At 58.3% G+C, this 22,786-nt stretch carries 21 protein-coding genes; 5 read left to right on the top strand and 16 right to left on the bottom strand.

Features of this window, described 5'->3' with window-relative positions; translation table 11 throughout:
• Positions 1 to 20: 20 nt before the first annotated feature.
• From ASG55_RS06960 to ASG55_RS06925, 8 genes are all read right to left on the bottom strand, one after another.
• Positions 21 to 1,166: a sensor histidine kinase gene (locus ASG55_RS06960; protein WP_056784849.1), complete on the bottom strand. Its 1,146-nt coding sequence runs from the start codon at positions 1,164 to 1,166 to the stop codon at positions 21 to 23.
• 274 nt (positions 1,167 to 1,440) lie between these two features.
• Entirely contained in the window at positions 1,441 to 2,142 is a 702-nt protein-coding gene (locus tag ASG55_RS06955) for a DUF695 domain-containing protein (protein ID WP_056784847.1), read from the bottom strand.
• Positions 2,143 to 2,306: 164 nt separating this feature from the next.
• Positions 2,307 to 2,648 carry an antibiotic biosynthesis monooxygenase family protein gene (locus ASG55_RS06950; protein WP_056784844.1) on the bottom strand — a complete coding sequence of 114 codons (342 nt, stop codon included), beginning with the start codon at positions 2,646 to 2,648 and terminating at the stop codon, positions 2,307 to 2,309.
• Between the two features lie 28 nt (positions 2,649 to 2,676).
• Complete coding sequence (locus tag ASG55_RS06945; protein WP_056784841.1) at positions 2,677 to 3,651, bottom strand: zinc-dependent alcohol dehydrogenase family protein; 975 nt, start codon at positions 3,649 to 3,651, stop codon at positions 2,677 to 2,679.
• 63 nt (positions 3,652 to 3,714) lie between these two features.
• A complete protein-coding gene (locus ASG55_RS06940; RefSeq protein WP_024012559.1) occupies positions 3,715 to 4,017 on the bottom strand; it encodes an ArsR/SmtB family transcription factor in 303 nt (100 codons plus the stop codon).
• A 107-nt stretch (positions 4,018 to 4,124) separates the two neighbouring features.
• A complete protein-coding gene (locus ASG55_RS06935) occupies positions 4,125 to 4,523 on the bottom strand; it encodes a nuclear transport factor 2 family protein (RefSeq protein ID WP_056784839.1) in 399 nt (132 codons plus the stop codon).
• 49 nt (positions 4,524 to 4,572) lie between these two features.
• On the bottom strand, positions 4,573 to 5,169 hold the full coding sequence (locus tag ASG55_RS06930; protein WP_201783056.1) for an NADPH-dependent F420 reductase: 597 nt from the start codon (positions 5,167 to 5,169) through the stop codon (positions 4,573 to 4,575).
• 7 nt (positions 5,170 to 5,176) lie between these two features.
• Entirely contained in the window at positions 5,177 to 5,929 is a 753-nt protein-coding gene (locus tag ASG55_RS06925; protein ID WP_056784835.1) for a 3-oxoacyl-ACP reductase family protein, read from the bottom strand.
• Between the two features lie 112 nt (positions 5,930 to 6,041).
• Between ASG55_RS06925 and ASG55_RS06920 the strand changes: the two genes are divergently transcribed.
• Positions 6,042 to 6,968, top strand: a complete 927-nt coding sequence (locus tag ASG55_RS06920; protein ID WP_056784832.1) for a LysR family transcriptional regulator — start codon at positions 6,042 to 6,044, stop codon at positions 6,966 to 6,968.
• A 168-nt stretch (positions 6,969 to 7,136) separates the two neighbouring features.
• A complete protein-coding gene (locus ASG55_RS06915) occupies positions 7,137 to 8,096 on the top strand; it encodes an EamA family transporter (protein ID WP_056784828.1) in 960 nt (319 codons plus the stop codon).
• 64 nt (positions 8,097 to 8,160) lie between these two features.
• Here ASG55_RS06915 and ASG55_RS06910 read toward each other — a convergent pair whose 3' ends face one another.
• From ASG55_RS06910 to ASG55_RS06885, 6 genes are all read right to left on the bottom strand, one after another.
• Complete coding sequence (locus ASG55_RS06910; protein WP_056784826.1) at positions 8,161 to 8,451, bottom strand: hypothetical protein; 291 nt, start codon at positions 8,449 to 8,451, stop codon at positions 8,161 to 8,163.
• Positions 8,452 to 8,531: 80 nt separating this feature from the next.
• The gene (locus tag ASG55_RS06905; RefSeq protein ID WP_056784823.1) at positions 8,532 to 9,188 is read right to left on the bottom strand and encodes a DUF2931 family protein; all 657 of its coding nucleotides are present in this window, start codon (positions 9,186 to 9,188) and stop codon (positions 8,532 to 8,534) included.
• A complete protein-coding gene (locus ASG55_RS06900) occupies positions 9,188 to 10,729 on the bottom strand; it encodes a phospholipase effector Tle1 domain-containing protein (RefSeq protein ID WP_056784821.1) in 1,542 nt (513 codons plus the stop codon). The genes ASG55_RS06905 and ASG55_RS06900 overlap by 1 nt, the downstream gene beginning before the upstream one ends.
• A 138-nt stretch (positions 10,730 to 10,867) precedes the next feature.
• Complete coding sequence (locus tag ASG55_RS06895; RefSeq protein ID WP_024012551.1) at positions 10,868 to 11,227, bottom strand: DUF6124 family protein; 360 nt, start codon at positions 11,225 to 11,227, stop codon at positions 10,868 to 10,870.
• A 617-nt stretch (positions 11,228 to 11,844) separates the two neighbouring features.
• Positions 11,845 to 12,405: a nucleotidyltransferase family protein gene (locus ASG55_RS06890; RefSeq protein ID WP_056784818.1), complete on the bottom strand. Its 561-nt coding sequence runs from the start codon at positions 12,403 to 12,405 to the stop codon at positions 11,845 to 11,847.
• 124 nt (positions 12,406 to 12,529) lie between these two features.
• Positions 12,530 to 13,396: a LysR family transcriptional regulator gene (locus tag ASG55_RS06885; RefSeq protein WP_056784815.1), complete on the bottom strand. Its 867-nt coding sequence runs from the start codon at positions 13,394 to 13,396 to the stop codon at positions 12,530 to 12,532.
• Positions 13,397 to 13,539: 143 nt separating this feature from the next.
• Between ASG55_RS06885 and ASG55_RS06880 the strand changes: the two genes are divergently transcribed.
• Both ASG55_RS06880 and ASG55_RS06875 read left to right on the top strand, forming a co-directional pair.
• Positions 13,540 to 14,514, top strand: coding sequence for a hypothetical protein (locus ASG55_RS06880; protein WP_056784812.1), 975 nt, complete (start codon positions 13,540 to 13,542; stop codon positions 14,512 to 14,514).
• 143 nt (positions 14,515 to 14,657) lie between these two features.
• On the top strand, positions 14,658 to 15,425 hold the full coding sequence (locus tag ASG55_RS06875; protein WP_056784810.1) for a sulfite exporter TauE/SafE family protein: 768 nt from the start codon (positions 14,658 to 14,660) through the stop codon (positions 15,423 to 15,425).
• A 12-nt stretch (positions 15,426 to 15,437) separates the two neighbouring features.
• On the opposite strand, the gene ASG55_RS06870 is transcribed toward ASG55_RS06875, so the two are convergent.
• Positions 15,438 to 16,382 (bottom strand): GlxA family transcriptional regulator, encoded by a 945-nt coding sequence (locus ASG55_RS06870; RefSeq protein WP_056784807.1) that lies wholly within the window; start codon positions 16,380 to 16,382, stop codon positions 15,438 to 15,440.
• Positions 16,383 to 16,498: 116 nt separating this feature from the next.
• On the opposite strand from ASG55_RS06870, the gene ASG55_RS06865 reads away from it, so the two are divergent.
• Positions 16,499 to 17,263: an SDR family oxidoreductase gene (locus tag ASG55_RS06865; RefSeq protein WP_041480578.1), complete on the top strand. Its 765-nt coding sequence runs from the start codon at positions 16,499 to 16,501 to the stop codon at positions 17,261 to 17,263.
• A gap of 57 nt (positions 17,264 to 17,320) precedes the next feature.
• Here the strand turns inward: ASG55_RS06865 and ASG55_RS06860 are convergent, their stop codons facing one another.
• Positions 17,321 to 22,783: a trifunctional serine/threonine-protein kinase/ATP-binding protein/sensor histidine kinase gene (locus ASG55_RS06860; protein WP_056784805.1), complete on the bottom strand. Its 5,463-nt coding sequence runs from the start codon at positions 22,781 to 22,783 to the stop codon at positions 17,321 to 17,323.
• Positions 22,784 to 22,786: the final 3 nt, after the last annotated feature.

Below are 22,786 nucleotides of genomic sequence, written 5' to 3'. Positions count from 1 at the left end.
CCGGCCCTCCATCGATTGGCCTAGATGGTGACGGGGCTTTCTGCATTAACCGGAAGCTTTACGCGAAACACGGTTCCGCCTTCCAGGTCAGAGCTGACCTCGATCGAGCCGGCATGCGAGGCGACGATTTCCGAAGCGATAAACAGGCCTAGACCGAGCCCGGCAACCGGCCCGTGATCAACCACGGAGCGCTGCGAGAACCGCCCCATCGGGTTGAAGATGAACGGCAATACATCCCCCGGGATCGGTTCACCGCCGTTATGTACGGTGAACACCGCGCAATCCTCGCGGACCTGCAACTGGACCGAGACCGGAAACTTATTGTCGCCGTGGGTCACCGCATTGCTGATGATGTTGGAAAAGACCTGTTCCATCCTGGCGCCATCGAAGGCTCCCATCACCGCTTCCTTCGCATCGAACCGCACGTTGGCCTGCGGATGAAAGGCGCGGATTTCCTCGATCACCCGCTCGCACACAGGGCTGAGATCGATCAGGGATTTTTTCACCGGAATTCCCGGCCCCATCTGGCAGCGCGTCAGATCCAGCAGGTCGCCAACGATCTCGCTGGCGCGCTGCACGCTGGCGTAGATCTGCCGGGCCACCTTGCTGGTGCGCGGGTCGGCAGTCTCTGTACGCCGCAACATATCCGCACCAAGCAGAATCGCCCCCAGTGGCGTGCGCAAGTCATGGCCGAGAATCCCCAGAAACACATTGCGCGACGCCTCGACGGCGCGCGAGTAGCTGGCAATCGACTCGGCCAGCGCCTGATCAATGGCTTCGTGAAAACGCGTCATGTCGTCGACATTCACCGATTTGCCATCCTTGACCTGACGCAGCCACTGGCTCAGCACACTGGTGCGCAGCGCGCGGTATTCCGACACCATCTGATCGATGGTGAAACCGGCCATCAGCCGCGTCACCGCGTGGGTTTCCGCAGCCGTTTCTTCATCGTCGCGCGGCGCATGCCCCTGGGCCTTGGCAATTTGCTCGCTGATGGTCTGCTTGCTCCGCAGATCGATAACGATGGCGCGCAACATCTGCTCGGCGTGATCGCGCAGCGCAGCGTTATCGAGTTCCGCACCTGGTGTCTCGATGGTGCGGGCGAAATCTTCCCAGGCCTGCAGGATCGGCTCTAGGTTTTCGAGAATGAAATCTGGCAGGCGCATGGCTGTAGTCCGCAGGGGAAATTCATCAACGCCAGCAACTGAGCCGGCGCAGATTTCGGAAAGGGCAATTCAGGAGTACAGAAAGTACGGCTGAGGGGATGCAGCCTACCACCAAAGCGCTGGGCTAACGTCGGAGGAAAATCGGTATGCTGAAGAGGTTGCGGTCGGCATGAGATGATCGCTGCGCCCGCAACGAACGCCTCTGAAGCGACTACGGCTACGGACTCCTTGCGATGAGAGAAGTCCGTTTCAAGAGGTTATCCGTTGAGAGTCTTCACTCCAGGCATCGCTTGGGCGTAAGTCGAGTTTGCTCGGTGTTCGGCACCTCAGCATTCACATCCGTCTGTTTACGGCTGCTGAACTCGATCGGATAGGGCCCGGTCTGCGCCAGAGCTGCCTGCACACGGCTGACAAAGGCCGCGTCGTCCAGGGTGTAGAAAACCCACACCTGACGCTTTCCGCCGGTGACCGTGCACCCCCACTTTGCGAACCCATCCGCCGTTACGGCCGCCTTAATCAGGCGGTCTACCCGCATCATCCGCGCGGATTCCTTTGAACTCGGCAGGAAGCGATCCGACACGTATTTCCAGCTGATGCGAGCCTTGTAAGGAAATGCCCGGGTATCCTTGAGATTCAGGTCGGAAGGCATGCGAAAACTCGCTGGCATTGGGTCGTCAGGAAAATCAGACGGTTGGAAATCGCTGTCGCCTGTCACGGCCACTTGCCGTTGCGGATTGTCAGCAGGATCATCACTGAGCAGTATTCTGAGCGCTTCAGCGCGGCGCTCTTCCCGCTCGCTCACGCATTTGTTGTAGGCCGTTGTATGCGCTGGACCGGAATCCAGACACGGATCGCGCTCCACCAATTTTGGAGAATGGGAGCGCGTGCAGCCGGACGTGATCAGGCTTGCCAGCACCAATAAAACAACGGCTGGCCAGATTTCAGGGCGCAGGGAAGCGTGGGGAATGACTTTCAAGTGGCCTTCCTTGGATGAGTTGCAGTACGAGACATATGGAAAACGGCGCATTTTGCCTGCCACCCCTGCTCCATGAACAGGCCGAGGCGGAATTAATGTGGCAATTCATCACAAGCAGTGCTCGACCAGCCACAGCCGCTTCTGACGAACAGCCACATACTCACTCAGAGGCCTACGCTGGCTCCGCTGTCCGATACGCCAAAGTCGCCACCCGGAAAAGCACCACCCTCAATGTGGTACACCATCGGTTCCGCCGAAAAATAATCCTCCAACCCCAGCATGAACCGCTGGTGGTCGTCACTCTCTTCAAACCCCGGTGAGTGGTCCTCAAGTGACTGCCAGCGCACGATCAAATTGAATTGCTCGGGGGTTTCAATACCTTGCGCCAGCAAGTGGCCGCCGTATCCCTTGGCGCGGGTCAGCAACGGTTCGACTTCGGCAAATGCCCGTCGAAAGGCTTCAGTCTGTTGCGGGTGAACGGGCAGGACTGCGATTTCATAAACCATGCTGCTTCTCCAAAATCAGTGAGCGGATTCAGACGATGAGCGTAGGCTCGACGGCGATGGCGATTTTTCCCAGCAGACCGTTGTTGGCGCTCTCCAGTCGAGCGTGGGCGAGCGGGATGTCGGCGAGCGAATAGACGGCGCCCACATGTGGCCGCAACTGGCCGCGCTCGACCAACGCGCTCAATTCATCGAGCTTGCCGCGATTCTGCCGGGTGAAGACGAAGTGGTAACTGGCGTTCTTGCCCCAGGCCTGGACGAGGTTTTGTGGCTGCGCGATGTCGACGATCGAGACCACGCGGCCAAGCTGAGCGAGCACGTCGGCGCTGCGGGACAGGGTATCGCCGCCGATGGTGTCGAACACCACATCAACGCCATGCCCGGCGGTTTCGCGCATGATCGCTTCGACGTAGTCCTCTTGGGTGTAATCGATCACCACGTCGGCACCCAGGCTGCGGACGAACTCGGCGTTGGCCTCGCGCACGGTCGTAAAGACCCTGGCGCCCATGGCTTTGGCCACCTGAATCGCCACATGGCCGACCCCGCCGGCGCCGCCGTGGATCAGAATGCTTTCGCCAACGCGGAGCACGGCGCGCACGGTCAGCGCTTCCCAAACCGTACCGCCGACCAGACTCAGACTGGCCGCCTCGAGGTGGCTCAGAGAAGCAGGCTTCCTGGCGATGATGCTTTCGGCTGCGACGTGGTACTCGGCATAACTGCCCTGCCCGTCGAATATCTGCGGGGTGTACCAGACCTCGTCGCCCGGCGCGAAAGCGCTGACGCCCGGCCCGATGGCTTCAACCACGCCCGACACGTCGTGACCGGTAATGGCTGGCAGCGGCACCAGGTCGGGATAGTCACCGCGCCGAACCTGATAATCCAGCGGATTGATGGAAGTAGCGTGCACTCGGACCAGCACTTGGCCCGCTTGCGGAAGCGGTTTGGGCACTTCGCTGAGTTCGAACGAATCAGGACCGCCGAAGGATTTCAGAATCATCGCTTTCATGGCAAAACCTCGTATCGATAAAGAGGGATATCGAGATTTCTCGATATCCTAGAGTAAAAAAATTTACAGCTCTTTCCCTATGATCTCTGCAAGCGCGCTGATTGCTGCCTCATTGCGTTTGTAGTAGGTCCATTGACCGATGCGCCGCACTTCCACCAGCCCCACCCGCTGCAACGTGGCCAGATAACTCGACACCGTCGACTGCGACAGGCCGATACCTTCCTGGATGCTGCTGACGCAGACACCCTCGACGAGAACGTCACCCTCATCCTGCGGGGGGAAGTTCTTGACGGGATCCTTCAGGCCTTCAAGGATTTTGAGGCGCGTCGGGTTCGAGAGGGCTTTGAAGATTTCGATCAGTTCCATGCGCCGAGGATATCGAGATTTTTCGATATGTCAATGCGCGATATTAATCTGATCGGCAGTCGGCGACAGGCGGCAACGGGATCCGATTTGCCACCCTGCCGTGCGGCTCAGCCTTGGGGCGCATCCAGCAACACCCACAGTCGCACGATTTTCCCTTCGCTGATTTCTGCCACATCGACGCCGCTGACGATGACCGGCCCATCGCCCGGGCCCGCATGCCAGCGCAGGTAACCCAAGCCATGATGCCCAACCGCCGGCCCCTCCGGAACAAAAGCGAAGTCCGGCCCGAACTGATCCAGCAACGCACCGGCCACTGCCGAAATCGCCGCTGGCCCGGTGACGATGCCAGCCGGTTCATACATCGTCGGTGCTTCTGCAAAAAGCTCCTGCACCGCCGCCAAGCGCCTTTGTGCATCGCGTTGGTTGAACACCCGCTGCAGATTGGCCCGTAGCAAGGCGTCGTAGTTTTCAACTTCATCAGTATTTCGCGAATCTGAGCCAGCCATTTTTGATTCCTCGATTTGTGTGTGAAGCCCGGTTGCCCGGGCTCAGCGATTAACCATGTTTGACCAGGTTCAAGGCTGGCAGCGGTCCGCCCGGAAACTGCGCAAGCATTCCCTGCTGCACACCGCCGAGATCGATGCCGTAAAAACCCAATTGATCAATCAGCTCTGCAACTTGGGTTTTGCTCGCGGCATCTTCACCGGAATAAAACAGCACACGCTTGCCGCCCTCGGCGGAGGGATCGCTCAGCAGAGCCGCGAGCAAATGGTTGAAGGCCTTGACCACGTGCGCACCGGGCAGCATCTGCGCCACCACTTGCGAAGACGGCTGGCCGCCCAGATCGAACGGTTTGAACAGTGGTGCCTCGATCGGGTTGTTGGCATCGATCACGATACGTCCATCCCAAGGCCCGAGATCGCTTACCGCGTCGGGGATTTTCGACCAGTTCACCGCCAGAAAAACGATGTCTGCCTGGCTGGCTTGCTGAGCGGGCACCGCTTGTGCGAGTGGACCCAATTCGTCGACCAAAGCGGCAAGGCTCTGCGGCCCACGGCTGTTGGCCAGACTGACCGGCAGGCCTGCGTTGACGAGCAACCGAGCGATGGCGGTGCCGATGGAGCCAGTACCAATGATGCTGATAGTCATGATGCTCTCCTTACGCTGTGAAGCCGCCGTCGACGATTAATTCTGCGCCGGTGACAAACCCTGCCTCTGCACTGGCCAGGTACGCCACCGCGCTGGCAACATCCTTGCCCTCGCCGTACCGCCCCATGGCGATGTTCGGGCGTAGGAAGTCCGCAATAGGCCCGTCGGCCGGGTTCATGTCGCTGTCGGTCGGGCCAGGATGGACTGTGTTCACAGTGATGCCGCGCGGCCCCAGATCGCGCACCAGTCCACGACTGAAACCGGTCAGCGCACCTTTGCTCAGGGTGTAGACGGAGGCGGTAGCGAACGCAGCGTATTGCACCATCGAGCTGCCGATGTGAATGATGCGACCGCCCTGCCCCATGTGTTTGAGTGCTTGCTGAGTGGCGACGAAGACGCCGGTCACGTTCACCGCAAGGATGCGTTGAAAGTCCTCAAAGACGATGTCCTCGGGGGCACCGAGCAGGCTGATACCAGCGTTGTTGACCAGAATGTCGATCTTGCCAAAACGCTGTGCAACCTCGGCAATGGCTGCACGTACAGCCTCGGGGTTGCCCGCATCGGCCGCCAGCGCCACAGCCTGGCCGCCCGCCGCAACGATTTCCTGCACGACCGCTGCGGCGCGATCTGGCGATGCGTTGTAGGTGATAGCGACGGTTGCGCCATCTCCCGCGAGCCGTTTGGCGATTGCTGCGCCGATGCTGCGTGAGCCACCGGTAACGATGGCGATTTTGCCGGTCAGTGGAAGCGTGGATGTGTTCATGGTCGAGCCTCTGGGTGGTTGGAGTTGATGAGGCTATGAGACGCCTTTTGATCTTCCACCAGTAGTGGAAGCCAACTAGAATCACTTTCAATTATTAGTTGAAGGTGCACGGATGGAAACGTTGGGTAATTTGCTCTCATTCGTGCGCAGCGCCGAGGCGGGAAGCTTCTCTGCGGCGGGGCGCCGCCTGGGCCTGACACCCGCGGCGGTCAGCCGCAATGTCGCGCAACTGGAGGCCAACCTCGGCGTACGCTTGTTTCAGCGCAGCACGCGCAAACTCACGCTGACCGAAGCGGGAGAACGCTTTCTGGCCAATGTCGGTTCAGGACTGGAAAGTGTTCAAGCGGCGATTGCCGACGTGGCCGGCAATGCCGGAGAGCCTTCCGGCACCCTGCGTCTAAGTGCGGCACCGGGTTTTGCCAGGGATTTCCTGCTGCCGCTGATGCCGGAATTTCTCAAACGTTACCCTTCGATAACGCCCGAATGGCACGTCGACAATCGCCAGGTCGATCTCATCGCGGACGGCTTTGATGCGGCTATCGGCGGCGGCATCGAACTCGCGCAAGGTGTGGTCGCCAGAGCCATCGCCCCGGCGCATCTGATTCTGGTGGCCTCGCGGGAGTATCTGTCGGGGCGCCCGCGCGTCCAGCGCATTGAAGAGCTGTCGACGCTGAATCACCTGGCCATGCGCTCGGTGCAGACCGGCAAGGTGCGCAGCTGGATGCTGCAAGGCCCCGACGGGCAACGAGCACCACTGGAGTTGGCGCCGCGCCTGTTGGTCAACGATCCGCAAGCGCTGTGTCAGTGCGCGCGACTGGGGTTGGGGGTTGCGCTGTTGGCAGTTCCGGATGTTTTGCCTTATCTGCAGGACGGTACGCTGGAAAGGGTTTTGCCCGATTGGTATGTCGATGCAGGGCAGATCTATTTGTACTTTTCCAGCCAGAAACTATTGCCAGCAAAAACCCGGGCTTTTGTGGATTTTTTGGTCGGTCAGGCTCGAGAGGATGGGTGGGCAATTCGACTCGATGCTCGGGCTTAACGAGCAAGTTATACGACCTCTAAGATCTAAGCAGCACCACAACCAAGCGATTTTACAAGCCTTTCAAGCTTGCCGGCCCCGCTCGATTACGGTACAAATCTGGCAGTTGTACGACAACATAATAAAAACCTGAGCCACCCCGAGTGGCTATCATTTTTGAGATCTGCCATGTCCCGTCCTGAGTTTGCGCCAACCGTACCGCCGCCCTTCCCCCGTTATCTCGCCGTGATCATTCTCTTGTGCATGGGTTGTGCGTTCGCCGGCAATCATGTCGCGGCGCGGGTGGCGTTTGATGATGGCGCGGGCGTGTTGCTGGCGATCCTGATGCGCTCGGGCGGGACCTTGCTGGTGCTGGCCATTCTCGTTCTGTGGCAGCGGCAAAGTCTGCGTCTGCCGGCGGGCGCGTGGCGTTGGCAGTTACTGTTGGGGCTGTTGATCACTGCGCAGAGCCTATGTCTGTACTCCGCTGTCGCGCGGGTCCCGGTCGCTTTGGCGCTGCTGGTGGCCAACGTGTTTCCGATCCTGCTCGCCTTGCTGACCTGGGCGATGGGCGGCCCACGACCAAGCGCGCGCACCGCGATGTTGATGGGCTTGATTCTCGTGGGATTGGTGTTCGTACTGGACGTCCCCGGACGTCTGTCAGACAGCGCCAGCGTCGGCCCGGAATGGCTACTGGGCGTCGCACTCGCCTTCTGCGCCGCCAGCGTCTTCGCCTGCGCGCTGTGGATCACCGACCACAAACTGTCGCAAGTGCGCGGCTCGGTGCGCAGCCTGCTGACCATCTTCATCGTCTTCAGCAGCGTCAACCTGGCCGGCCTGACCGGCGCCCTCCCCGGCGGACTCAACCTCCCCGCCACCTCAACCGGCTGGCTGGCCCTTGCCACGCTCGTCGTGCTCTATGGGACCGGCTTCATTGTGTTGTTCATTTCCGTACCCAGGCTGGACATGCCACGCAACGCACCGGTGATGAACATTGAGCCATTGGCGACGTTGTTGATGGGCTGGATTGTGCTGGATCAGATGCTTAGCAGAGGACAGATCATCGGTGGCGTGATTGTGGTGAGCGGGATTGTTTTGCTGACGTATCGCAAAGCGGCGTTGAAGGTTGGGGTGAAGGCTGAGGTTTGAGGGGGTGTGGTGGCGGGACTCTTGGTTGGCGAGTCCTGCTTATCGCCCCCGGCTCGATACCGGATCAGCAGAATTGCAGGCTCTCGAGGTCTACCTGGACATAGCTTCCTATTTCACCCTTGTAGAGATAAATCGCAGTTACCTCCAGCTCCGTTCGTAAGAATTCCGCCAGCCTCCTGAGTCTGGTGCTTGTGGTCATGGCAGGGCGCACAACCGTCGCGCCACCGGGTTGGTCATCGTAAATTCTGACGAGAAACTCATCGACACCATCCAGAATCAGGTAATTGAAACCTCGATACTCATAGCCTGCGCCGTAGTCGACATCATCGAAACGGTCGGCCTTTTCTATTCTCAAGACGCCGCCCCGCTAATTCGACCCAGCGAAATTGAAACGGTCTGGCGCCTGAAAAGTAGATGCTGCTCCATCCACGTCATTTACCAGCTACCGTACGGGATGCCGAACTTATCAATGTATCGTTTGGCCTTTTCACTCACGGGATAGGCATACTGACCACCGTTCTTGCCCAACTCCGGCCCCAGCGGTTCCAACTCTGCTTGGGTGCGGGCGACTTTGATCGGGCGTCGACACTGATCTCTGACCCAGACCTGGACTATGCCACCTGGTGCGAGTCCCAAATACACAGAAGCCATGAAGCGCGCTGTCCTGTCGGGAGTTTCGGCGCAGCGCTGATGGGTAGATGTCATCATTACTCGTCTGGCTTCCTCAGGAAAATCCACCCAAGCCCGGTAGGTTTTTTGCTCGGGTATAGACTGCCAACGGACGAAAATTCGCTTGGGCAGATCTGCGCCAATAACCGGTTTCCCCGTACCTCCCACACCTACCCAACCGCGCGCGGATTCTTTGTCGTCATTTGGTTCAGCGCCGCTGGCGTTTCCTCCCCCGGCTCGCAGAAACGTTCGACCGTTGATGTCTTCCACTGAGCTGTCTTCGACCCAAACGTTCATGAAATTGGGCTTGATAAACGCCAGTTCCCACCAAGGATATTTGGGATCGTTTTCACCTGAATTGGAGCCTGTCGCGTGACAGCCGGTAAAGGCCAAAACGCCCAGTAGAGCCAAGAATATTCTCATTACCAAAGCTTCCAGTCAGCTACATGAGGATGCTGCATGCGAATGCCATTTTCCGTTGGTGAATTGATATAAACAGCTTTCAGGCCGCTGCCGTCCCGCCTTCCTTGCGGGTGATTCCAGTTGGCAGATGTGTGGATGTATTTCAATTGCAGCAATTTCTCCTCTTCAGCTGTGGTGCTGAAGTCACCGGCGATGAATCTTTCACAAAGCGGTTGCAGCTCCTGGGGAACGGCGTACTCGGGTCGTTCGGGAATATCGTGGAGAGGAACACCTTTTTCTTTGGCCAATTGATACATGACTCTCAAATAAACCCTTGAGAGTTTGCCACTGACCGGGCGTTTGAGCTGAAGCCCAGCGTATACACGTTTGTGTTTAGGCCCGAAACGATCTTGCGGATCGGGCGGCAAAGCAAGCGCGGGGGGCGTTACGATTTCCAACAGATCGGCAGGCCATCCTTTGGCGACCCATTGTTTTTTCACCATCGCGGCGTCCTGATAGATCGAAGTTGATTGAACGTCAGTGTTGCTCCATACATCAAGTCTCTGCATGGGACTGACCAATACGCATTCCTCGACTTCGTCGAGATAGCTACCACCGATATCCGAATGCACGCCCGGAAAAACATATTCTGGATAATCGGGATTGACATTGCTGAGGGCGAAATTGGCACGACATTCATCGCGCGCCACCAAGTGGACAACATCCTTGAAGAAGCGAGGGTCGAGATACAGTTTAATGCCCGGAGCAATGGGGCTTTGCACTCTACCGAAATTAGTGAAACCGGCAATAGACGGCACGGTGTCGAATAGACCGATGAAGCCCATTCGGATACTGCTGCCATATTGATCTAGAAAGGTGCGGCTGAAATTATGGGCGTAAGTGCTAAGCAGATCCCTTAACGGCCCCTGCTTGCCTCGTACAATTTCATTGCAGAAATGACGTGCCGCCGCTGCACCTCGACTGAATCCAAAAGTGTCAAAAGTTAGCGAGGCAATTTCACTGTTCGGATTTTCTTGCAGGGCGTCTTCAACAACCTGTTTGATGAACGTAAACGAAGTCTGCACCCTACCGGCTACTCCCGTCTCTCCACGTCCCGTGCTTTGACCGACGATACTGTCTTTCTCGTTGGATTGAGTACCGATGCCTTCGATATATAACGGGCGTGACACCTGTTTTATAGGCCCTTCTCCATCAGCAATCGGAGCCTCGTAATACAGATCGGCAAGTTTTTTGATATTCGTCGCGCCAGAGCCATAACTGCTGTCCGGATCTCCCATATAGGGCTGACAACTGGGAGGAATATCCTCAGGCGCAATCGGATGCTGAGCACCACACAACAACCCCGCAGCAGAGTTGTTCGCATTGTTGCCAGTGCCATCAAAGAAAACCCCGATCCTCAACGCAATGCCTATCTTCTCAGGCTCGCGCGCGGGCTCTTTCCCGTGCTTCTCATATTCGGCCCAGTGCTGGGCGTGCAGGTCGACGGGTTTGGCTTGTTCGTAGCGGTAGTTTTTCGGCGGGTTTGGAACGTAACCACTCAATCCTTGATTCCTTGTTCTGATCCTTGAAGAACGGCCCGAAGGGTGACAGTCGAGCCCGGGTGGTGCAAGCCGTGGCCGTGTGCCAGCCGTGGTGCGCCCGGGTGTTGCGACGAGGTTTTGCGCTCGTCGCATTGCGGGTTATTTGGCTATTTCGACTTTGTCCAAAGCCTGATTGACCGCGATTTCGCCGAGCATGACGACCTGGGCGATGCCTAGCAGGGTTTTGCGGCGCGGGTTGTCGAGCAGCGCGGCGAAGTCGTAGAGCATGGTGGTGGCCGAGCCGAGGGATTCGCTGGCGTTGGCCAGCAGGGATTCGGTGTCGTATTTCGGGTTGGCGAGGAACATCTGTTCCGGGGTGTTGGTGCTGGCCAGGATGTCTGCCGGGCCGAGGTAGTGATCGAGGGCGCGTTCGGCGGCTTCGTGTAGTTTTTTCGATGCACTTGATTCGTAGGGGGATGCGGGGTCGGTGGTTGGGGGATTGGGTGTGACTTTGAACATGGTGAAACTCCTAGTTAGCTAAAAGGAGCCTTCACATTCGCTACCAAACGAAGGTGGCGGCCATACGCGGGTTGGTAGACCGGTAACTAGGAACCGGCACACCCGAAGGTGTCCTGCGCATGGCCACCATTGAGCAGCGACCTGAAGCCGGTCTGCGAACGGTGCGCGATGCGACTAGTTATGGCGGGCTACCAAACCCGATCACTGTTTTTCAGCGACCGACAGACGATAGAACCCGCGACCTAGACGCACAAGCCGGCGGATTCTGGCGTAGTCGTAGGGAATGGCGCAAGGCGTTGTAGCCGCTTGCTTAAGGCTGGAGTTACTGTTTAAACGGGCTAAGGGTTTTCTGTTTATGTGGCGGTGAATGGGCTGGCGTCATCGCGAGCAGGCTCACTCCTACAAGGGGATCAGGCGATGGGCAGTCACAGCATTCTGCTCCTGCACATTCAACTGTCGCTTCTTAAGCAGCGGGTCAATCTCCATTTTGCTCCTCGGTCGTGTGCCGCTAGTTGTCCCTGGTACTTCAAAGCCTCAATCAAAAACCCGAGCGCTCTACGAAAGGTCAGGATGCATAAAGATTTCCTTATCGGTTTAAACGATCAATCGGGGCGGCATCAACCCTGCGTTACGAGCGTCAACTTCGGCCAGATCTCGAGCCATCTCTTCGACTGCACGCGCTCCAGAAACACCACGTATTTATCACTTTCAAATCGGGCGGTTGGCCGCACTTTCAGCGCAAACAAATCCTCCAGCCCCAACGGCGCCGAAACCTCTATCGCACCATGCCGATCAAGCCTGACACCTACTGCCGTAGCAGTTTCCGGCCAGAACGTCATTGCATCCGCAGCCGCCCCATAAGGCGCATCGGCATTTCGCTGGTGCATGCGTGCCTGGTTTTTCACCGACCACTTCAAGTCACTGCACAGTGCTGCAAGCTCGACCTCCAAGGCCAAATCCGTTTGATCACCGGGACGTGTTCTGTCAAACCATATGACATCAATGTCCTCGGGCAACGGCGAAGGTTGGCGCTGATGCAGATGATCCCAAACCAGGCTGCGCACAAAACCTGCGGCAACCCAGCAGTCCGGCAAGTTGAGAACCCTGACTATGCGCAAGATGTGCATGCGGACGGGATCTTCAGCAATCAGATCCCGCAGTTGCGCTTCCAGATTCATTTATTTCAATCCAATGACCATGGTTGCGAGAGCCTATCAGTGGTCTCTGTAAGCGCTCGGTCCCTTGTGCTGAATGACGAGTGCAGGCGAACTTTGCAGGATAGGGCCAACTGCCGCCCACTTCTCAAACCTTGAACTCTTCCTTGAGCAAATCGGCAAACTTGTCTTTTGCGCGATGAGATTCAACGTGTCTGTTCCAGATAAAATAATTCTGCACAGGCTTTAAGTCGTTGAAGAAGAATCCCTGAATACCGCCGAGCTGGCGGAACTGTTCAAACATGCCTCTCGGCACCAACGATATCCCGGCGCCTGAACTTACGCAGCCAAGGATGGTGCCATAACTGGCTATGCTTGTTATCGGGTTGAAAACTTTGTACCGCTCCAGCCAGGTTAACAAAGCTTTTCTGTAGGGACATCCTTCAGGCCACATGAATAAATCCACACCGCGCAGGTCCTCTGGCTGGTTTATCACCCCCGCGGACGGCGAGGCAATCACCACTAGATCCTCTTCATAGATCTCCAGACTCTCGATGTCCGGATGTTCTGGCCTGACGGCAATTATTGCCCCGTCCAACGTGTAGTTGACCACTTCTGCGGATAATTGTGACCAATCGCCAGTGCTGAATTGCATTTGTACAGCCGGATAAAGTTGATGAAACCTGGATAGCACTTTGGGTAACCGGCCGGTAGCGGATGATTCTATGGCACCAATCCTGAGTTCTCCCGAAGGAGCTGACGACGGATCAAGCGCTCGTTGCGATTCTTCGCACAAAGACAGGATTTTGTTGGTATAGCCGAGAAAAAGCCGACCTGAAGGGCTGATGATCAATCCTCTGCCTTTCCTTATAAACAGGTCAACTCCAAGCTCACGTTCCAGAAGCTTGATGCGGTTGGTGATGTTGGACGGCACGCAGTGCAATCGCTCCGAGGCACGGACGATACTGCCCAGATCGGCTACTGCCTTGAACATGACCAGTTGCGAAAACTCCATGTAAACGCTCATTAAAAATGAATGATTTGGTCAGTATAAGTCACTTGTCGCAGGCCAACAAATCGGGCTAATTTCGCCGCTGCAAGGCAAGAAAGTGCGTTAAAACCAAACATTTCATAGGTCTTTAGGGAGAAGGACACATCATGAGCTCAGCATCGCCACAGAGTCGTTTGGAACCGCTTGAACATAAATCCATGCAAGAATTTGGCGAGACATTTATCCAGGCCCTGCCCAAGCACATACGCAACTTGAAAATTCCCGGACGTACCTTAGAAGAAAACCAACGGCGTCAACCGTTGCTGGCCTGCGTCGGCAACGTTGCTGAGATACAGGACGCCATGCTTGAGGTACTCAATCATTCCATCACGCAAGACGCGCAACTGGCGGCTGAAAGCGCATTCAGGGCGTTCCTCGAAAAGCCAGTAATAGACTCGTCGGTATTGAGCTTTTTCAATGGGTGGAATGAAACCCATAAAACCACCAGCCTTGTCTCGGCAAAAATCATCATGCGCCTGTCGGCGGATGCGATATCGGTATCTGCCGACAGACGTGAGGGTTACCACAATGTCATGGCGCATATGCATGAAGTGGCGAAAGATGATTTCGGTCTTGGACATCAGGGCCATGACGGAATGTACAACTACATGACTGCAGCTTTTGGTGCGTCAGCCTGGGTTGAAGAACAATTCAAAATTGCTGAATGCAATGACTTCGCGGACTTCCTATACAACACCGGGGTCGCCAAGCATAAAACGGCACTAAACTCGCAGGAACACAAATCTTCAATTATGGATGCGATGATGGTTTCAATCTCATCTGAACTGTGGAACGGTCGTGAATACAATTTCATCGCTCAATATATTGAAGCAAAGCTCCTCGCGGCCAATCCGTTCTTGAGGACAAGCACGCAAAACCTGCGTAACGCCAAAGGCTACGTAATGGGGCACTCCGGAGAAGTTGAGAACAAACACGGATTGCATGCCTTGGCGGCCGCGCAAGCTTACGGTCAGACGGTAGGTCTGGAATTCAAGCCTGCGCGACTGAAGGGCATCATGCTCAATTACAATGAAAGAGTCGGCAATGCATTCTCCGCCATGCATCGGATTATGACCTGTTGATCTCTATGGATTAACGAAGCATGCCGATGAACTCTCATAATGTGAGCTTGGAGAATGATCGGCATGTTTTGACGATATTTAAACCAAACCACGAGCGACTCATGAACCTTCCGGCCAAATGACGTTCCGCAGGGATCTATCGCATGGATGTTGAACACGCTGTTCTTGCATTGGGTTTCTTCGCGTTTTGTGGTGGCCTGATAGACGCTGCGGTCGGTGGCGGGGGCCTGGTACAGGTGCCGGCACTTCTACATGCTCTACCCCAGTACAGCCTTGCCACCATTTTCGGCACCAACAAGCTGGCCGTTCTGGCAGGCAATATTTCATCAATATCGGGTTACCTGAAGCGCATAAAAATTCGCTGGAATTTAATGCTTCCGACCATGCTCGCCGCTTTTTTATTTTCTTTTCTCGGAGCTCTCTCGGTATCCCTTGTTCCTAAAAGATTGATGGAGATCGTTGTCTTTTTCATATTGATAGTCATGGCTATCTACACGTTTATGGAAAAAAAACTTGGTTTGGCAGGCAAAGACCGCCACTTCGGAACGAAAGACATTTGCCTTGGAGTTTTCTTTGGCAGCCTGATCGGTTTCTACGATGGTGTCTTCGGCCCGGGCAGTGGCAGCCTGCTGCTGTTTATCTTCGTCAAGGTCTTTGGCTTTGATTTCCTCAATGCATCAGCCTCTGCAAAACTGGTCAACCTGGGGACGTTCAGCGCTGCGCTCATATTTTTTATCCCCTCCGGTAATGTCTTGTGGGCGATTGGCGGCATAGTTGCTTTATGCAATATGGCCGGTGCACTGACCGGTGTCTTTTTGGCATTACGTTATGGAAGCAGTTTCATCAGAGTTTTTTTCCTGATCCTGCTCGTATTCCTGATCGGCAGAATGGGGGTCAACATTTTTTCGTAGACCCTGGTCACGTCATACCATCCGCCGCGAATCGCGCCGCACCGCCTGCGGCGGCACGCCAAACCCGCGCATGAACACCTCGCGCATGTGCCGGCGGTCACGAAACCCGGTTTCTCTGGCGACCACATCCAGACTGTGACTACTTTGCTCGATCAGCAAACGCGCTGCTTCCAGCCTTAGGCTCTCTATCGCCTTGGCTGGAGACTGGCCGGTTTCGGCGGTAAACACCCGGGTGAATTGCCGCGGACTCAGGTGCACCACCTCGGCCAGTTCTTCGACACTCAGCGGGCGATTGAGGTGCTTGCGCGCGTAATCCAGCGCACTCTGAATGCGATCGGATTTGGGTGACAGCGACAGCAATTCCGAGTGCTGCGACTGCCCGCCCGAGCGGCGCTGATGCATCACCAGCCGATGGGCCACCGAGCGCGCAATGTCGCTGCCCAGATCTTTTTCAACCATGCCCAACGCCATGTCGACACCAGCGGTCATGCCCGCCGACGTCCACACCGGGCCGTCGATAATAAAGATCCGGTCGTCCTCGACATTCACCGAGGGATGCATCCTGCGCAGCGCCGGGGCGAACGCCCAGTGCGTGGTCACGCGGCGATTATCCAGTACACCGGCCTGCGCCAGTACGAACGAGCCGGTGCAGATGCCGGCCACGCGGCGTGCGCCGTCGGCGAGCCCGCGCACGCTGTGCAGCACGTCAGCATCGGGCGGCGTCAGCGGTGTCAGCGTTCCCGCCACCAGCCAACTGTCGGCCAGCCCCGCTTGCGTCAGCGGCAACGTATCGACGTGCAAGCCCAGCGAGGAGCTGACGATGCCGCCGGCCTGGGAAAAGTTCTGCACCTTGTACACGGCTTTGCCCGTGACGATGTTGGCGAACTCGAACACCGACTGGGTCGCCAGCGCCATCACCTGAAAACCTTCCGTGAGCAGATAGCCGACTCGATGCATGGTCGCGCTCCGTTTGTTGAATGTCCTGAAACACTACCACATACGTCATTCAGGTCGGAGCAGGTTTTCTCCATCATGGCTTGCATTCCAATCAATCCACTCGCGGGACGCAGCTCATGAAACTTGAAGCCAACACGATCTTCATCACCGGCGGCACTTCCGGCATCGGCCGCGCACTGGCCGAGGCCCTGCATCAGCGCGGCAACAAGGTCATCATCGCTGGTCGTCGCCAGACCCTGCTGGCAGAGATTGCCCAGGCGAATCCGGGCATCGACACCGTGCAGCTGGACATCAACGATGCGCAGCAGATCAAGGACGTCGCCGCCGAAGTCATCCGCCGCCATCCGTCGTTGAACGTAATCATCAACAACGCCGGGATCATGCCCTTCGACAACGCGGGTTCCGGCGACTACGACGATGAGCAGGCAGTAGGTCTGTTGCAGACCAACCTGCTCGGCCCGGTGCGCGTCAGCGCCGCGTTCGTCGAACACCTCAAGCGCCAGCCCGAGGCCTACATCATCAACAACAGCTCGGTGCTGGCCTACCTGCCGCTGGCGACCACGGCGCTGTATTCGGCGACCAAAGCGGCGATCCATTCCTACTCGCTGTCGCAGCGTTTCATGCTGCGCGACACCAGCGTCAAGGTCCTGGAAATCGCGCCCCCTTGGGTCGATACCGACCTGATCCACAAGAGCGGCGACGAGCGCGCCATGCCGCTGGGCGAGTTCATCGAGGAAACCCTGATCAAGCTGGAAACCGCCACCACCGAAGTGCTGGTCGACCGAGTGCTGCCGCTGCGAGCCAACCAGGGCGCGAACGAGCACGGGTTGATCGAGCAGTTCAACCTGTCGCTGCTGGAAAATCCTATTCCGGTGGCCTGAACTCACCGACAGAAACATCCGGGCTCAATGCCCGGGTAGCCTGGCTGTTGATCATGTTCATTCACAACGCGGCAAGCCAAACACCACCCGCGCCCCCCTCGGCTCATTGCGCTCGGCCCACAATTTGCCGCCATGTCCTTCAATGATCGTGCGGCAAATCGACAGGCCCATGCCCAGCCCGGTGGATTTGGTTGTGAAGAACGCCGTGAACACTTGCTCCGCCCGCTCGCAGGCAAAGCCCGGCCCCGAATCGCTGACGCTGATGTGCACGTTATCGCCCAGCGCCTCACTGCGAATCAGCAGACGTCGCTGCCCCTCTGCCATGATCGTCATGGCTTCGAGGCTGTTGATGATCAGGTTGAGCAACACCTGTTGCAGTTCGACCCGGTCCGCCACTACGAAAGGCAAATCTGCCGCCAGCTCAACGCTGACTTCGGCGCCGTGCTTGAGCGCTTCGCCCCGGCTGAAACCGACCATTTCTTCAATCAGCAGATTGAGGCTGACAGGCTGACGCTGCGGTGGCGTTTTGTGAATCAGCGCGCGGATGCGCCCGAGTACGTCGGCGGCGCGGTTGCCGTCGAGAATGATATGCCGCAGGCCCTGCTCGACCTCGTTGATATTTGGTGGCTTTGCACCGAGCCAGCGCAACGCGGCATTAGCATGGGTCACCGTGGCGGCGATCGGCTGATTGACTTCGTGGGCAATCGATGCGGCCAACTGACCCATGGTTGCCACACGATTGGCGTGGGCCAGTTCCGTTTGCACCTGACGATAACGACGCTCGCCTTCGCGCACTTGCTCTTCAGCCAGCTTGCGTTCGCTGATATCCAGCACAAAGGCCAGGCCCTGTTGCTGACTCGCTTCGAAGGCAGCCAGACCGACAATCACCGGCAGCCGACTGCCGTCCTTGCGGATGTACTCCTTTTCGAATGGCTGGGCCCGGCCAGTGTGGATCGCCGTTGCCAGTGCAATATCGCTGTTAGCGCGCATCGCCGGCGGGGTCATGTCACGCCAATGGACACTGCCCGAAAGCAACTCATCACGGGTGTAACCGACCATGCGCAGGAACGCGTCATTGGCCTCGATGATTTCCCCTTCCACGCCCCAGACGATGATGCCGATGATGTTGGCGTCGACCAGCCGACGGATCTTCGCTTCTCGCTCGGCGAGGTCGCGGTACAGGCGCGCGTTGTCCAGCGAGATCGCTGCCTGCGACGCCACCAGGCGCAACACGGCGAGACGCGTCGGGCTGAACACCCCGGCGGACAGGTTGTTTTCCAGATACAGCGCCCCGGCGACCCGCGCCTGATTCATCAATGCCAGGCACAGGATCGAGCGCGCGCCTCGTTGCTGAACGTATGGATCAGCGGCGAACAGCGGATCGGCAACCGCGTCGTCCAGGCACAGGTTTTCGCCGGTGCGCAGCGTCTGGTAGAGCACTGACTCTGCCAGCGCCACCGTGTGCAGCGGCGCGTTGCACAGCTGCGTGGCACCGTCGCCGATACGGGTTCGCGCAGCGACATAGGGAATGTCGGCGTTCAACAAAATGAGCAGGCCATGCTCGGCCCCGGCCTGTTCGATCGCGGTGCGCATCACCGTTTCGATCAAACGGTCCAGGACGATCTCGCCGGAGACTGCTTGAGAGACCTTGAGCACCGTTGCCAGGTCGAGATGTTCAACTGGCGTAATGAGCGTGGTGACCGGATTCGGTTGCGCCTCTTCGGCACGCAGAAAACGATGACGTCGCTCCAGCTCCCGCACCTTGCCAGCAGCCCCCCAACGCAGATAGGCGTAGCGTGCGTCGCGCAGGTAAACCCGGGATATCCTGACCAGCCCGCGAGCGCCGTAGAACCGTGCGGCCAGTTCGTTGGCCAGCGCTTCGATATGGAGCAAACCATTGTCCTGAGCCAATTGAATGGCTTGCTCGTACTGCAATTCGGCTTCGAGCAACTGTCCGGTGACGCGCGCCATTTCCGCGCCGACCAGCGCCACCTGACTGGCGAAGGTCTCTGCACACAAGCGCGCCCACGTCTGCAACTGTTCATGATGTTGACCCAGACGCTGCAAAGCACCGGCGTCAGTTTCGCCGTGGGCCGCCAAGGTCAACGCCGCGTAGAAATGGTATTCGGCCTCCTCGAAAAACGCCGAAACCACCCACAAAAGTCCCTGCGCCTGGGCCGCGCACTCAGCGGCCGCCGCGTAATCCCCGGCCAGATAGCGCGCCTGCAACTTGCGTACCCAGTACTTGCCGCGCGCCAGCGCCAGATCCGCCGAACCGGCCAGATGCGCCTCGACAGCTGTTTCATCGAACCCGTCATCGTCGAAACAGCCGAACGTCGGCGTCTGCCCGCGCAGCATGCGGATCAGCGTCAACTGGCAGCGCATGAAATCCGCCACCAGACCGAAACCGACCTTTTGTGCATAGACCAGCCCTGATTCCGCTTGCGCCTGCACCTCGGCCAGCGGCTCGCCGATAAACAACAGATCGGAAATCAGGCTGTTTCCGGCGAACGCGGCATACGGCAGATCGCCGCTGCGATGGGCCGCGTTGAGCGCACGGCGCAACAGTTCGCGGCACTCGCGCACTGGCCGCATCCAGCGCACCACGAAGATCGAGAAGCACAACCAGGTGCTCGCCTCATAACGCGTGAGCCCGCGCCGATCAACCAGATCGCAGCCCAGACGGCCAAATCGATAACCAGCGGCATAGTCGCCAAAACGCGGCCCCGACACGCGCCCGAAGTTGGCATAGAGCAGGCAGGAGGCGTCGCAGTTGCCATATTGCAGGCTCAGGCTGATCGCTTTGCAAATGGTCAGGCTGGCGAGGTTCAGATCCGACTGCACCGCCGGCGCGAAGAGTTTGCCCAGCGCATCGAGGGTGGCCCGCGCGGCAGGATCCTCCATCAGCGGCAAGTCGATCATCTGCTCGATACTGCGCCCGCGCAGGCTGGTCCAGACCTGCTGATATTCGTCGCGCACCTGAATATCGTCCGGACGCGCTGGCCAATCGATGCCGACCTGACGCAGAAAGGCCAGACACACCGTCACCGCCCGGTCACTGCGATCAAGCAGCAAGTAGACATCCATCTGCAGGCACGCCACCGCCGCGCGCTCGACGGTGGTCACGGCGCGCTCGGCCAATGTCGCCAGGCGCGAGTCGGCAAGCTGCAGTTGGCCGGTGAGAAATTCGCACTCGGCACGGTTCAGCTCCAGAGCGAAACCCAGTTCATGCCGACTGTCATAACCCTGCTCGCCCAACAGTTCTGCGCCGGCGCCCAGATAGGTCAGTGCTGAGGTATAAGCGGTCGAGGCCTTCGCTCGCTGGCCGGCGAGCAGGTTGAACTCGGCCAGTTGCTCGCGCTCGGCACGCAGGCTGATCAGATGCGCACCGCGATTGAGCTGGCCGACAATCTCGAAGATCGCCTCCTCGCGCCGCTCACCCTGGGTTTGCAGTGCCAGCAGCCGGCCGATGCGCAAGTGCATTTGCGCCCGTTCGGTTTCAGCGATCAGCGAATACGCCGCCTCATGGATGCGATCATGCACAAACCTGTAGGCACCGTCCTGACGCTCGACCAACTCAAGCCGCACCGCCGGCCACAATGCGGAGTGAACGTGAGGCACCGGCACATCAAGGACTGTGGCCAGCGTGTCGAGACGCGCGACGTTGCCCAGGCAGGCCAGTTGTTGCAGCGCCTGGCGGGTTTCCTGGGGCAGCCGCGCCAGTTTGCCGACCATCAAATCGACGACATTGTCGGTGTAGCCCTTGCCGTTGATCAGGTGCACATCCCACCGCCAGCGCTGGCACGCAGGCTCGTATGTCAGCAGCTTCTCCTCGGCCAGGGCGTGCAGAAACTGGATGACGAAGAACGGATTGCCAGCGGTCTTGTCCAGCACCAGCCGCGCCAGCGCGACAATGCTCGCCGGCGGGCAGCGCAGTGACTCGCTGATCAGTTGTTCGATGTGCGCGCCAGCCAGTGGCGCCAGACGAATTTCGTCAATGTGTACGCCGGCGTGATGCAGGGTCTTGAGTGTGCGGCTGAGTGGGTGATCGCCATCTACCTCGTTGTCGCGATAAGCACCGACCAGCAGCAGATGAGGGGTCTCTGCGCGACTGAGCAAATCTTCGAGCAGATCAAGGGTGGCCGCGTCGAGCCATTGCAGGTCGTCAAGGAACAGCGCCAACGGATGCTCGGACTGAGCGAACACGCCGATAAAACGCTGCAAGACCTGAAGGAACCGCTGCTGCGCCTGTTGCGGCTCCAACTCAGGCACGGGCGGCGGCTCGCCGATGATCAGCTTGAGTTCGGGGATCAGATCGGTGATCAACCGCGCATTCGCTTCCAGTGCCCGCAACAGTGCTTCGCGCCAGCCCGCCAGTACGTCGGTGCGCTTGCCCAACAGCGTCCGCACCAGCCCCTGAAAGGCCTGAACCAGAGTCGAATAAGGCACGTCGCGCTGGTACTGGTCGAACTTGCCGGCGGCGAACAAGCCACGCGACGGCACCAGCACCTTGTGCAGTTCACTGACCACCGACGATTTGCCGATGCCGGAATAGCCGGATACCAGCACCAGTGTCGGCGCGCCTGTCTGCACCACATTGGCGAAGGCATCGATCAACGTTTGCACTTCGTGTTCGCGGCCGTAGAGTTTTTCCGGAATCAGCAAGCGCTCGCAGGCGCCCTGCTCGTCCAACGTGAACGTCTCGATCTGCCGCATACGGCGCCAGTCATCGAGGCAACGGCGCAAGTCATGCTCGACACCGACTGCGCTCTGATAGCGCTCCTCGGCAGTTTTCGCCAGCAGTTTCATGACCACTCGCGAGAACATCGGCGGCACCGTCGCCACCCGTTCACACACGGGCATTGGCAGCCGCGCGATATGGCAATGCACCCACTCCATCGGTTCACTGGCACTGAACGGCAGCGAGCCGGTGAGCATCTGGTACAGCGTCACGCCAAAGGCATACAGATCACTACGCGAATCGATCGAACGATTCATCCGCCCGGTTTGCTCCGGCGCCATGTAAGCCAGCGTGCCGGCGATAGATTCCGGTGGCGTGGGCGCTTGCCGTTCCCGTGGCAAGCGCGTGGCCAGGCCGAAGCCGGTCAGCCGCGCCTGCCCGTCATGGCAATGGACAAAGACATGCTGCGGTTTCAGGTCTTTGTGCACCAGACCACACTGATGCATATGGCCCAGTGCCTTGGCGATGTTCGTGGCCAATTCCAGACAGGTTTCGATATCCAGCGGAGCGACCAGCAATCGCGACAACGGCTCGCCACCCGGATCGTCGAACAGCAGACGAACTCGGGTGCCCGTACGCTCGAAAGCTGTCGGCTGCAACGCCCAGGCAGGATTGAGGTCGTCCCTGAGGCTGTATTCATGCGCCAGACGCTCCAGGGTGCTCGGCAATGGCTGGCCCATCGCCGGACGCACCGCCAGTAGGCTGCCATCATTCGAACCGCGCTCACGGGACAGCACCCGCTCGCCGTCGTCCCACAAAATCTGTTTTCTGCTGGCCATCTG

The sequence above is a fragment of the Pseudomonas sp. Leaf434 genome (genome assembly GCF_001425545.1).
GTDB classification, from domain to species: domain Bacteria; phylum Pseudomonadota; class Gammaproteobacteria; order Pseudomonadales; family Pseudomonadaceae; genus Aquipseudomonas; species Aquipseudomonas siliginis.
Note: the sequence above shows the minus strand (reverse complement) of the source record. Positions and strands in the feature narration are given on the sequence as shown.